The sequence below is a fragment of the Rhodoplanes elegans genome, assembly GCF_016653355.1.
GTDB lineage: Bacteria > Pseudomonadota > Alphaproteobacteria > Rhizobiales > Xanthobacteraceae > Rhodoplanes > Rhodoplanes elegans.
On sequence record NZ_NHSK01000088.1, the window covers coordinates 1 to 12,109 of the forward strand.

The 12,109-nt window shown below is 69.7% G+C and carries 13 protein-coding genes and 1 tRNA gene; 9 read left to right on the forward strand and 5 right to left on the reverse strand.

Going from position 1 to position 12,109, the window contains the following annotated elements; all coding sequences use genetic code 11:
- On the reverse strand, positions 1–412 hold a 412-nt coding region (locus CCR97_RS11785), incomplete at its 3' end, for a patatin-like phospholipase family protein (protein WP_338049073.1).
- 216 nt (positions 413–628) lie between these two features.
- On the opposite strand from CCR97_RS11785, the gene CCR97_RS11790 reads away from it, so the two are divergent.
- From CCR97_RS11790 to CCR97_RS11805, 4 genes are all read left to right on the forward strand, one after another.
- A complete protein-coding gene (locus tag CCR97_RS11790; RefSeq protein WP_146618647.1) occupies positions 629–1,222 on the forward strand; it encodes an HdeD family acid-resistance protein in 594 nt (197 codons plus the stop codon).
- 34 nt (positions 1,223–1,256) lie between these two features.
- Positions 1,257–2,294: an efflux RND transporter periplasmic adaptor subunit gene (locus CCR97_RS11795; protein ID WP_244670397.1), complete on the forward strand. Its 1,038-nt coding sequence runs from the start codon at positions 1,257–1,259 to the stop codon at positions 2,292–2,294.
- The gene (locus CCR97_RS11800) at positions 2,291–5,344 is read left to right on the forward strand and encodes an efflux RND transporter permease subunit (RefSeq protein WP_111355538.1); all 3,054 of its coding nucleotides are present in this window, start codon (positions 2,291–2,293) and stop codon (positions 5,342–5,344) included. Before CCR97_RS11795 ends, CCR97_RS11800 begins: the two co-directional genes overlap by 4 nt.
- 259 nt (positions 5,345–5,603) lie before the next feature.
- Positions 5,604–5,981: a hypothetical protein gene (locus tag CCR97_RS11805; RefSeq protein WP_111355539.1), complete on the forward strand. Its 378-nt coding sequence runs from the start codon at positions 5,604–5,606 to the stop codon at positions 5,979–5,981.
- Positions 5,982–6,117: 136 nt separating this feature from the next.
- On the opposite strand, the gene CCR97_RS11810 is transcribed toward CCR97_RS11805, so the two are convergent.
- Positions 6,118–6,399: a hypothetical protein gene (locus CCR97_RS11810; protein ID WP_111355540.1), complete on the reverse strand. Its 282-nt coding sequence runs from the start codon at positions 6,397–6,399 to the stop codon at positions 6,118–6,120.
- A gap of 259 nt (positions 6,400–6,658) precedes the next feature.
- Here CCR97_RS11810 and CCR97_RS11815 point away from each other — a divergent pair, with 259 nt between their 5' ends.
- Positions 6,659–6,883, forward strand: a complete 225-nt coding sequence (locus tag CCR97_RS11815) for a hypothetical protein (protein ID WP_111355541.1) — start codon at positions 6,659–6,661, stop codon at positions 6,881–6,883.
- A gap of 142 nt (positions 6,884–7,025) precedes the next feature.
- On the opposite strand, the gene CCR97_RS11820 is transcribed toward CCR97_RS11815, so the two are convergent.
- A complete protein-coding gene (locus tag CCR97_RS11820) occupies positions 7,026–7,280 on the reverse strand; it encodes a hypothetical protein (protein WP_111355542.1) in 255 nt (84 codons plus the stop codon).
- 408 nt (positions 7,281–7,688) lie between these two features.
- Here CCR97_RS11820 and CCR97_RS11825 point away from each other — a divergent pair.
- The 3 genes from CCR97_RS11825 (at position 7,689) to CCR97_RS11835 (ending at position 9,563) form a co-directional block, all read left to right on the forward strand.
- Positions 7,689–7,765 (forward strand) — tRNA-Pro (locus CCR97_RS11825).
- 173 nt (positions 7,766–7,938) lie between these two features.
- Positions 7,939–8,244, forward strand: a complete 306-nt coding sequence (locus tag CCR97_RS11830) for an ETC complex I subunit (protein WP_111355543.1) — start codon at positions 7,939–7,941, stop codon at positions 8,242–8,244.
- A 389-nt stretch (positions 8,245–8,633) separates the two neighbouring features.
- A complete protein-coding gene (locus CCR97_RS11835; RefSeq protein WP_111355559.1) occupies positions 8,634–9,563 on the forward strand; it encodes a metal ABC transporter solute-binding protein, Zn/Mn family in 930 nt (309 codons plus the stop codon).
- 212 nt (positions 9,564–9,775) lie between these two features.
- Here the strand turns inward: CCR97_RS11835 and CCR97_RS11840 are convergent, their stop codons facing one another.
- Complete coding sequence (locus CCR97_RS11840; RefSeq protein ID WP_111355544.1) at positions 9,776–10,201, reverse strand: HIT family protein; 426 nt, start codon at positions 10,199–10,201, stop codon at positions 9,776–9,778.
- Positions 10,202–10,439: 238 nt separating this feature from the next.
- Here CCR97_RS11840 and CCR97_RS11845 point away from each other — a divergent pair, with 238 nt between their 5' ends.
- Entirely contained in the window at positions 10,440–10,688 is a 249-nt protein-coding gene (locus CCR97_RS11845; protein ID WP_111355545.1) for a PilZ domain-containing protein, read from the forward strand.
- 138 nt (positions 10,689–10,826) lie between these two features.
- Here the strand turns inward: CCR97_RS11845 and CCR97_RS11850 are convergent, their stop codons facing one another.
- Positions 10,827–12,080: a GNAT family N-acetyltransferase gene (locus CCR97_RS11850; RefSeq protein ID WP_111355546.1), complete on the reverse strand. Its 1,254-nt coding sequence runs from the start codon at positions 12,078–12,080 to the stop codon at positions 10,827–10,829.
- Positions 12,081–12,109: the final 29 nt, after the last annotated feature.

Here is a 12,109-nt window from a genome sequence, read left to right on the forward strand (position 1 = left end):
CCCCGGCCACGAGATCGTAGGGCGAGACCATGCGGGCCATCAGGTCCATGATCACGTAGAGGGGCGAGTTGTCGAGCGTCCAGCGGCCGAGCAGCAGATCGAGCGGCGTGCGCTGGAACGGGCTGAACCGCGCCCCGTCCGACACGCTGCGCCAGAAGGATTCGAGCGCGCTCCGGGCGCCGTCGCGGCCGCCGTCGGCGAAGCCGTCGACCAGCACGGCGGCGTTCATGGCGCCGGCCGAGGTGCCGGAGACGCCGTCGATGTCGAGCCAGGGCTCTTCCAGCAGACGGTCGAGCACGCCCCAGGTGAAGGCGCCGTGGGCACCGCCTCCCTGGAGGGCGAGGTCGACGAGAACGGGCGAGCGGTCGATCGTCACGGGCGCCTCGCTGACCAATGCAACGCCGGACGGCACGTCTCCGCTTCGGGGCTGCCCGTGCGCCGCTACCTGCCTTGTCGCGCAGTTCGTGCAACGGAACAAGCCGGTAACCGGGCTAATACGACGTCCGGTTGTTCATCGCCGACGCGCTGCGTTAGCTTTGCCCGGCCATTCGAACGGGCGCGGACGCCGGACGGTCACCCGCATGATCGTCGGAGAAGCCGCGCAGGCGAGCAGGGGAGACCGGGCGGCATGGCGAGCGAGCAGGCGACCGCTCCGGCGATCGATACTCTGCCGGCCCCGGTGCCGCTGCGCTTCCGATGGTGGAGCTTCCTGCTGCTCGGTCTCGTTCTGCTCGTCTGCGGCTCTGCCGCCATCGCACTTCCCGTCACCTCGACGATGGCGGCCGGGCTCGTGCTGGGCACCGTCCTGGTGATCGTCGGCATCGCCAAGATCGTCCAGGCGTTCGAGACCAAGGGGTGGCCCGGTTTCGTCTGGCAGCTCCTCGGCGGGGGCGTCGAGATCGTGGGCGGTGTCCTGGTCTACTTCAATCCGCTGAAGGGTGCTGTCGCGATCACGCTGTTGATCGCCATCGTGTTCGTCGTGCTCGGCCTGTCGCAGATCGGTTGCGCCGTGAAGATTCGCCGCCAGCGCGGCGCCTTCTGGCTGCTCGTCTCGGGTCTGGTGGCGCTCCTGATGAGCCTGGTGCTGGTGTTCAAGTTCCCGCATGTGCGGGAGCTCGAGGCAGGCGTCGTGGCAGGTGTCTCTCTCGTCATCTCGGGGTTGTCCTATGTCGCGATCGCCCTCGCCATCCGCAAAGCGTTCGTGGCGGCTCCCCCTGCGTGAGATCGCGGCGCCCGGGATCGCACTGATCCCGGTGATGCTGCTCGCCGCCTGCGGGCCGGCCGAGGAGGTGCAAGCCCCCGAGCCGCGTCCGGTCCGCACCGTCACCATCGCCAAGCGCGAGGCCGGCGACACGGTGGCGCTCACGGGCCGGATCGCCGCCGAGGACGTGGCGGCGCTCGGCTTCCGCATCGCCGGGCGGGTGATGGAACGGCCCGTCAATGTCGGCGACCGCGTCGGGGCCGGGCAGGTCATCGCCCGGCTGGAGCCGCAGAACGAGACCAACGCGGTGCGCTCCGCCCGGGCCGATCTCGCCGCCGCCCGGGCGGCGCTCACCCAGGCCCGCAATCACTTCGAACGGCAGGAGACGCTTTTGGCGCAGGGCTGGACCACCCGCGCCCTGTTCGATCAAGCCAAGCGCGAGCGCGACACCGCGCAGGCCCGCGTCGACGCCGCGGAGGCGCAGCTCGAGACCGCCGACGATCTGCTCGGCTTCACGGTGCTGAAAGCCGATGCGCCCGGCGTCGTCACCACGGTCGGCGCCGAGCCCGGCGAGGTCGTGCAGGCCGGCCAGGCGATCGTGCGGCTCGCCCGCCAGGGCGGCCGCGACGCCGTGTTCGAGGTGCCGGCCCAGGTGCTTCGCACCGCGCCGCCGGACTCGGTCATCGCCGTGAGCCTGACCGACGACCCGGCCGTCACGGCGAGCGGCCGGGTGCGCGAGGTGGCGCCCGAGGCCGACCCGGTGACCCGCACCTTCGAGGTCAAGGTCGGCCTCACCGATCCGCCCGAGGCGATGCGGCTCGGCGCCACCGTGACGGGGCGGCTGACGCTCGCCGCGCAGGCCGTGATCGAGATCCCGGCGACGGCGCTCACCCGGGCCGACCGGCAGCCCGCCGTGTGGATCGTCGACCCGAAGACCGCCACGGTGGCGCTGCGCAATGTCGATGTCGTCCGCTTCGATCCGGCCAAGGTCGCGGTGGCGGGCGGGCTCGACGTCGGCGAGGTGGTCGTCACGGCGGGCGTGCAGGCGCTGCATCCGGGCCAGAAGGTGCGCCTCCTCGGGGCGCGCCCATGAGCGGGCCGAACCTGTCCGCCTGGGCCCTGCGCCACCGCTCCTTCGTGCTCTATCTGATGATCGCCGTGACGCTGGCGGGCCTCCTCTCCTACGTCCGCCTCGGCCGCAACGAGGACCCGGCCTTCACGTTCCGGGCCATGGTGGTGGAGGCGGCGTGGCCGGGCGCGACGCTCGCCGACACGCTCGACCAGATCACCGACCGGCTGGAGCGCACCCTCAAGGAGGTGCCGAACCTCGACTTCCTGCGCTCCACCACGGTGCCGGGCCGCACGACGGTCTTCGTCAACCTGAAGGGCTCCACACCGCCCGCAAAAGTGCCGGACATCTGGTACGAGGTGCGCAAGCGCGTCGCCGACATGCGCCACACGCTGCCGGCCGGCGTGGTCGGCCCCGGTTTCAACGACGACTTCGGCGACACCTTCGGCATCATCTACGGCCTCACGGCGGACGGCTTCACCCATCGCGAGCTGCGCGACACGGCAGAGGCGATCCGTAAGCGCCTGCTGGCGCTCGCCGACGTGTCCAAGGTCGAGATCCTCGGCGCCCAGGACGAGCGCGTCTTCATCGAGTTCTCGACCGCGACGCTGGCCGGCCTCGGCCTCGACCGGTCGGCCATCATCCAGGCGCTGCGCGCCCAGAACGCGGTGAGCCCGGCGGGGGCGATCCAGACCGGCGACGAGACCATCGTGCTGCGCGTCTCCGGCGCCTTCGAGTCCGAGCTCGACATCCTCGACGTCAACATCGCGGCCGGGAACCGGCTGATCCGGCTGCGCGACATCGTCACGGTGCGGCGCGGCCTCGCCGATCCGCCGCAGCCGATGTTCCGGGTGAACGGCACGCCGGCGGTCGGCCTCGCCATCGCCATGCGGGACGGCGGCGACATCCTGGCGCTCGGGCGCGACGTGAAAAAGCTCATGGCCGAGATCACGGCGAACCTGCCGGTCGGCATCGAGCCGGTGCTGGTCGCCGACCAGTCGGCCGTGGTCGACACCGCCATCGGCGAGTTCATGGAATCGCTGTGGCAGGCGATCGTGATCATCATGGCGGTCAGCGTCGTCAGCCTCGGCTTCCGGGCCGGCGCCGTGGTCGCGCTGTCGATCCCGCTGACGCTGGCCCTGGTGTTCCCCGTGATGGAGCTGATCTCGGTCGACCTGCAGCGCATCTCGCTCGGCGCCCTGATCATCGCGCTGACGCTGCTGGTCGACGACGCGATGTCCACCATCGACGCGATGTCGACGAAGCTCGCCGAAGGCGCGAGCAAGGAGGAGTCCGCCGCCTTCGCCTACAAGACGCTGGCGATGCCGATGCTGACCGGTTCCTTCGTGACGCTCGCCGGCTTCATTCCGATCGGCTTCGCCAAGAGCTCGGCGGGCGAGTATACGTTCTCTATTTTCGCCGTGGTCAGCGTCGCGCTGATCGCTTCGTGGGTGGTCGCCGTGCTGTTCACGCCGCTGGTCGGCGTCGCGCTGCTGCCGACTCCGAAGGCGGCGACCGAGCCGGGTCGGTTGGTGCGCGCCTTCCGCTCCGTGCTGGTCGCCGCGATGCGCTGGCGCTGGGTGACGATCCTGATCACGCTCGCCTGCTTCGCCGCGTCGATCGCGGCGCTGCCGCTGATCCCGCGTCAGTTCTTCCCCTCGTCCGACCGGCCCGAGCTGCTGGTCGATCTGCGGCTGCCGCAGAACGCGTCCATTCACGCCAGCGCCGCCGCGTCCGCCCGTCTCGACAAGATCCTGGCCGCCGATCCCGACGTCGCCGACTGGAGCACCTATGTGGGCCGCGGCGTCATCCGCTTCTATCTGCCGCTCGACGTGCAGCTCAGGAACGACTTCTTCAGCCAGCTCGTCGTCGTCGCCAAGGACGTTTCCGCACGCGAGCGATTGCGCGACAGACTCTCCAAGGTGCTGGCCGACGAGTTCCCGAGTGCCGTGTCGCGCATCGTGCCGCTGGAGCTCGGCCCGCCGGTCGGCTGGCCGGTGCAGTATCGCATCAGCGGCCCGGATTTGGCCGAGGTGCGTGCCGCCGCGATGCTGCTCGCCTCCACGATCGCAGGCGACACCCGGGTGCGCCAGATCAACTTCGACTGGATGGAGCCGGCCCGCAAGGTGCGCATCCGGGTCGATCAGGATCAGGCGCGGCTCCTGGGCCTCTCCTCCGAGGCGATCGCCGGCGTGCTGGCGAGCGTCGTCTCCGGCAATGCCGTGACCCAGATGCGTGACGGCATCTATCTGGTCGACGTCGTCGTGCGGGCGACCGACGAGCAGCGCGTCTCGCTCTCCACATTGCGCAACCTGCAGGTCGGCCTGCCGAACGGCCGCACCGTGCCGCTGGGCCAGTTCGCCGCGCTGGAGGACGAGCAGGAGTATCCGCTGATCTGGCGCCGTGACGGCCTGCCGACCCTCTTGGTCCAAGCCGACGTCGCGGCGGGCGCCTCGCCCGAGGCCGTGGTGGCGGCGCTCGCCGACAAGGTCGCCTGGGTCCAGCGCGGGCTGCCGAGCGGCTATCGCATCGCGACAGGCGGCACCGTCGAGGAGAGCGCCAAGTCGCAGGCCTCGGTGTTCGCCGTGGTGCCGGCCATGCTGTTCGTCACCGTCACGATCCTGATGATCCAGCTCCAGAGCTTTTCACGGTTGGCGCTGGTGCTGAGCGTCGTTCCGCTCGGGCTGATCGGCATCGTCGCGGCCCTGCTGCTGTTCCAGAAGCCGCTCGGCTTCGTCGCCATCCTCGGGATCCTGGCGCTGATGGGCATGATCGCCCGCAACGCCGTGATCCTGATCGACCAGATCGAGACCGAGCGCGGCGAGGGGCGGTCGATCTGGGACGCCGTGATCGCCGCTTCGCTGTCGCGGCTGCGGCCGATCGTGCTGACCGCGATCTCCACCGTGCTGGGCATGATCCCGATTGCCCCGACGATCTTCTGGGGGCCGATGGCCTACGCCATCATGGGCGGCCTCCTGGTCGCCACCGTGCTGACCTTGATCTTTCTGCCGGCCCTCTATGTCGCAGTCTTCCGGGCGCAGGAGCCGGCCGTGAGCCGGGAGCCGGCGAGCTGACGGCGTGCGCGGCACGGGACGAGGCGAGCGCACGCAGTGCTTCTGTGACGGCCGGTCGGCGCTGCACGCACAACCTTTGGCGGATCGAGACCGCGCCGTCCTTGCCAGCTCCTTGCGACGCTCGGAATGGCCGTGGCATTCGCCCCGTGTGTTGGAGATCATCGAAGCGCAGATCGGCGGTGCCGGTGTCTTCGGAGCCCGTAACCGTTTCTGAACCGGAGTCGTGACATCTCTCGTCAACTGCTCGGCGGAGGTGCCCGTGCCCCAGATCTGGTTGACCTACGAGGAACTCGGCGCGCTGCTCGATTGCGAGGCCGGGGCGGCGCGGGAGTTCGCGGCGGAGCGGCCCCTCGATCGGCGGCGATGCCATGACGGTCGGACGCGCGCCAAGCTCGACCTCCTGCTGACCGAGCGCTGGCTCGACGAGGCGGTCAGGAACTGGGCCGGACGCCAGATCGCGGCCTGCGTCGACGATCTCCAGGCCGTGCGTCGTCTGATGGTGGCGCCCGCCGCTGCCACGGGCGTTCCCGACCTCGAGGGAACCGGAGACACGCGGGCACCGGCAGGCGCGGTCGTCGCGACCGACGTCGCTGCAGCGGATGTCGCACCCGTCACGGCGGAGAGGCGAAGCGCCTGAGTCTGTGGTCGCGTGTGCCGGTCGGCGCGTGCGCCCGGCGGCCACCGCTTCGCGGCAGACGCTCCGATCGGCCTCACGCTGGCGGTTCCTTTGGCCGAGGCGGGGCTACAGGGTTGCGAGGGAAGCCGTTCCGCCTTCACCGTCGCCGGTCGATGATCTTCGGACGCGCTCGCCGTTGCCCATAGTCGTAGGGCGGGGGCGGGTAGGTCCCGAGCGGCGCGTAGACCTGAGGCGGCGGGCCGGTCGGCACGGCGGTCGGCCGGCGCGGTTCCGGGCCGGGCACGATGATGGTTGTCGAACCGGACGGCGGGGCGCCGGTGATCATCCGCTCGTTCACGCCTTGGGCGCGCGCGCTCCCATCGGCGAACGTCACGACAAATGCGACCACGCTCGACAGACCGACGGTGAGAAATCGCATCGGGAAACCCTCTCCGTGGCCCAGGCCCAAGGTTCGGCGCTGTTCGGCCAAAACTGCGCTCAGGGCTCGACGCGGCGCCGGTCCGATGGTTCCCGGCCCACCGCGATATGGCGCGTCACAATTCGTCGCGGTTCGGTCGGGCCACCCCGACGCGTCGGAGTTCGCGAGACGGCCTTCCCGACGCATCGATCGGTCGGCCTCGCTTTACACGCCAAATGTGACTTGGTTGAATATAACATTATCAACATGTGAGAGACTCATGCCGAGCGACGCCGAGATCGAGTCCGCCGTGAAGGCCTATGCGGCCTATATCGACGACGCGCTGAAGGGAGGCGCGAAGCGCTGGCATGTTCGCGACGCCGTCGTCGCGGCCCTCGAAGCAGCCGAACGCACGCGCCGGATCGACGAGGTGGTACGGACCATCGCGGTGGACGGAGACGACTCTGCAGCGGCCGGTCTTAGCGACACGTCCGCGGCCGAGTGACCGGCCGCGCGACTCTCCGCTCCGTGCCTCCGCCTGATTCGTGCCTCTCCCGGATCGGCCCTCTGTCCGGTTTCGCCTCACCGCGTTCGTCGCACGGCATCGTGCCGCAAGACGCCGGGGCATATTCGCCATCAGGATCGGGTCAGCGGCAGACGACCACCCGCTTCCAACGCAGCTCGCAGGCCGGAACGGCGACGACCGCCTCGGTGCAGCTCGGAACGGTGCGAACGCAGGGCGTCTTCCGCCACCGATAGCCGTAAGGGTAGGGCTTGGCCCAGAACGACGCCGGCGCGACGAGCGTCTGTTCCGGGACCGGGGCGAGCGGCATCGCCTGCGCCACCCCACCGCTGATCGCGATGGACAGGACAAGGGACCCGAACAGGGATCGTGCGATCATCGTGACGTCTCCGCGTGTCGATCCGCGTGAACAGCGGACATAACATTGGTACCATAGAGTGAATTCGGTCAATGGAATGCTACCCGCACGTCCTCTCCGTGAACACTCTTCGGAATTCGCGGCCGCTGTTCGGGCATCCGCTCAGCGATTGTCGATCAGCTCGAATGGGACGCGGCGGCCGCCGAATTCGCCGGTCCGAGCGAGACGAATTCGCCGGACCCGCAAAATCACGTTAAGATGGCATTGTTGATATCTGTCATATAGAAGTTGTGTCTCGGCAAAACGAACCCATTGCTCATGCGGGCTGACGTGGGGGTCCCGCGGGAGAGGTGCCGCCTGGGCTCCTGGGCGGCCGCCGCCTTGACCCCGCAAGTCCCGCCCGGTACTGCACGATCGACTTCACGGCTTCGGGGTATAGCGCAGCCTGGTAGCGCGGGAGTTTTGGGTACTCCAGGTCGCAGGTTCGAATCCTGCTGCCCCGACCACCCGTCCGGCCGACGGGAGCCGACGCCGGAGCGGCCGGTGCCGCGTCGCCCGACCGGCTTGCGTTTCTTCGCCGGTCGCGTAGGACTTTTCCTGTCCCCGCGGAGCTGCGCCGGCGTTGCCGGCTGCCTCAGCGGGGGCGGACCGAACACGCGGGATCGTCGCCGAGGCCTTCATGATCGCACGCATCTACAAGCCCGCCCGGAACGCGATGCAGTCCGGCACCGCCAAGACCAAGCACTGGGTGCTCGACTACGAGCCCGACGAGCCGCGCCGGGTCGAGCCCCTGATGGGCTGGACCAGCTCGGGCGACACCCGCCAGCAGGTCCGCATGCAGTTCGAGACCAAGGAGGAGGCGATCGCCTTCTGCGAGCAGCACGGGGTCGCCTACCAGGTGCTCGAGCCGAAGTCGCCGAGCCGCCGCACCATCGCCTATTCGGACAATTTCGCCTATTCGCGCCGCGGCCTCTGGACCCACTGAGGCTGTCCGCGGCGAGCCTCGACAGCCCCCGCCGCCATGGCGGTTCTCTTGCGTTTGGGCGCCAGCTCGACGTCCGGAGCCTCTCCTTCGTCATGCTCCGCGAAGGCGGAGCACCCAATACGCCGCGGCGTTTGGATCGAAACAACGCGGGCCGGTGGGATACTGGGTCGTCCGCCTCCGCGGAGGACGACCACGCAGAGGCTGCGCGGCCGCCCCGCGATTGACAGCCGTCCGCTTCCGGCCCAAAACCATCTCCTGACTGTTACGTTATTACATCGACATGACAGGAGACTCCGATGCCCCTCCGGCACCCGGTGACGATCTCGCGGCGGACCCTGCTCGGCACCCTGACGGCGGCGACCGCCGGGCTGGCCCTGACCGCCGTGCTCATGTCCCCGACCGTGGTGCTCGCCCAGGCGGCGAGCGAGGCCGAGAAGCCCGCCGGCGCGGCCCCGGGTGGCGCCGCCGCGCCCGTAAAAGTGGTGGCGAGCTTCTCGATCCTCGGCGACCTGGTGAAGCAGGTCGGCGGCCCGCTGGTCGCGGTCGATCTCCTGGTCGGACCGAACGCCGACATGCACGCCTTCCAGCCCTCGCCGGCCGATTCGAAGAAGCTCGCCGGCGCGAAGCTCGTGGTGATCAACGGGCTCGGGCTCGAGGGCTGGGTCGAGCGGATGACCAAGGCGTCCGGCTACACCGGGCCGGTCGTCGTCGCGGCCAAGGGCCTGAAGCCGATCGCCAAGCCGAAGGAGAAGGGGCACGACCACGACCATGGTCACGGCCACGATCACGGCAAGGACGATCCGCACGCCTGGCAGTCGGTCGGCAACGTGAAGCTCTACGTCGCCAACATCCGGGACGGCCTGTCCGCCGTCGACCCGGCCAACAAGGCGACCTATGCGGCGAACGCCGAGACCTATCTGAAGCAGCTCGACGCGCTCGATCGCGACATCAAGGCGGCCTTCGAGGGGCTGCCGAAGGACAAGCGCACCGTGATCACGGCCCACCAGGCGTTCGGCTACTACGGCGCCGCCTACGGCATCACGTTCCGGGCCGCCAAGGGCGTGACCGAGGATTCCGAGCCGTCGGCGCGCGAGATCGCCGACCTGATCACGCTGATCAAGAAGGAGAAGGTGCGGGCCCTGTTCGTCGAGAACATCTCCAACCGGCGCCTGCTCGACCGCATCGCCAAGGAGACCGACGCCAAGGTCGGCGGCACGCTGTTCTCCGACGCGCTGTCGAACGCCTCCGGCCCGGCGCCGACTTACATCGAGATGATGCGGGCCAACACCAAGGCGCTGGCCGAAGCGCTGAAGGGGTGAGGGCGGCCACCCGGCGGCTCGCCTCGGGGGCCAGCCTTCCTCCTCATGGTGATTAGCGCTCCGGCAGGAGCGCGTCTCGAACCATGCGGCCGCTGCCAACGCGGCGTTCGGCGGGGGGCACTCGGTGCCCGCCCGCGCCCTTCGAGGCTCGGGCTTCGCCCGAGCACCTCAGGACGAGGGCGGATCTGCGCCGGATAACGGCGGCTCGCCCTTCACCCCGCCAGCGCGGCCGACAGCTTGGCGGCGTGATCGGCGAGCGTCGCCGTCTCTTCCTTGAAGGTCGCGGCCGGCTTCAGCGGCACGCCGTCGTGGCGCGGCAGCACGTGGACGTGCAGGTGGAACACCACCTGGCCGCCGGCCGGCTCGTTGAACTGCTGGATGGTGACGCCGTCGGCCTTGAACACCGCGGTCGCCGCCTTGGCGATCTTCTGCGCCACCTGGTGGACGTGGCCGAGATCCTCCGGGGTGATGTCGTAGATGCCGCGCGCCGCCGCCTTCGGGATCACCAGCGTATGGCCGGGGCAGCGCGGCATGATGTCGAGGAACGCCAGCGTGCGGTCGTCCTCGTAGACCTTGTGGCAGGGAAGATCCCCGCGGAGAATCTTCGCGAACACGTTCGAGGTGTCGTAGCTCGCCATGGGCTGCCTCATTCCCGCTGCCTCGTTCCCGTCGTCGGGGAGGGGGCCGCGCCGATCGCGGCCGTCCGCGACGATACCGATCGGTCCCCGCATGGATGGCAAACCGCGCGCCCGCCCGTCAAGCCGCGGCGAGGCGCGCCGGGTGCGCTCGCGGCGCGCGATTGCTTAACGCGACTTTAAGCGCGGCCACGGAAGATCGTGCCATCTTTCGCAGATCTCGCAGGCGCGCGGAGCGGCCATGAACGACAAGCGCAGGTTCGTGCGGGTACGCCCGAGCGGTCTCGTGCCCCGGGTCGGAAAGATTTTCGTCGACCCGAAGAGCCCGGCGATCGAGTGTCAGGTGATCGACGTGAGCGCCGGCGGCGCCTGCCTGTATGTCGCCGGCAACGGGCCGATCCCCAAGCGCTTCACCTTCCTGCACGGCGCCGTGAAGAAGTCGAGCCGCGTCGTCTGGGAGAAGGGCCGCAAGATCGGCATCCAGTTCTGACGCCGCTTCCGCCTGATCAGCTTGCGGTCATTCCGGGGCGCGCCGAAAGCGCGAACCCGGAATCCAGCGGAAATCTCGGAATCCTCGGTTGGATCCCGGGTTCGGCGCTGCGCGCCGCCCCGGAATGACTGCGTAGCATCAGTCCGCCTCCATCTCGGCCTCGGCCGGCGGGCGGATGTCGATGGCGTCCCGGCGGAACGGGCTTGCCGCGGACAGCTCGCGGGCGGCGGCGTCGACATAGGCGCGCTCGCGCTTCAGATAGTCGGCGATCGCCCGGCGCAGCGCCGGGTCGGCGATGTGATGGGCCGACCAGGTGGTGTTGGGGAGATAGCCGCGGGCGAGCTTGTGCTCGCCCTGCGCGCCGGCCTCGACGCGGGGGATGCGGCGCTCGATGGCGAACTCGATCGCCTGGTAGTAGCAAAGCTCGAAATGCAGGAACGGGTGGTGCTCGACGGCGCCCCAATGGCGGCCGAACAGCGTGTCGCCGCCGATGAAGTTGAGGGCGCCGGCGATGTAACGGCCCTCGCGTTTCGCCATCACGAGCAGAATCTGGTCGGCCATGCTGGCCCCGACGCGCGAGAAGAAGTCGCGGGTGAGGTAGGGGCGCCCCCATTTGCGCGAGCCGGTGTCCATGTAGAAGCCGAAGAAGGCGTCCCAGGCCTCGTCGTCGATGGCGGCTCCGGTGAGCCGCACGATCTCGATGCCGTTCTCCACCGCCTCGCGCCGCTCGCGCCGGATCGCCTTGCGCTTGCGGGCGGCGAGCGCGTTCAGGAAGTCCTCGAAGCTGCCGTAGCCGGGATTGTCCCAGTGGAACTGCTGGTCGGTGCGGGTGAGCCAGCCGTAGTCGGCGGCGAGGCTCGCCTCCGCCTCGGTCATGAAGGTGACGTGGACCGAGGAGTGGCCCTCGCGTCCGCACAGCGTCTTGAGCCCGTCGAGCAGCACCACCTCGGCCACCTCGGCCTGCGGGCCGGGGGCGACGAGGAGGCGCCGGCCGGTCGCCGGCGTGAACGGCACCGCGACCTGCAGCTTCGGATAATAGTGGCCGCCGGCGCGCTCGTAGGCGTCGGCCCAGCCGTGGTCGAACACGTACTCGCCGCGCGAATGCGACTTGAGATAGCAGGGGACGACGCCCAGCACGGTCTCGGTGCCGTCCTCCAGGATCAGGTGACGGGGTTGCCAGCCGGTCCGGGCGACGGCCGAGCGCGAGGCCTCGAGGGCGGACAGGAAGGCGTACGAAACGAACGGGTTGTAGGCGGAGCCCGAAGTCGCGCCTGAAGCCGCGGCGAACGATGCGCCGGCGCTCGCCGACGGGCCGGTCGGGACCGGGTTGGCGCAGGCGTCCCACACGGCGGCGGGGATCTCGGTGATCGACGAGACCACGTTGATGCGCAGGCCGGCCGGTACGGCGGGGCGATCCGGGG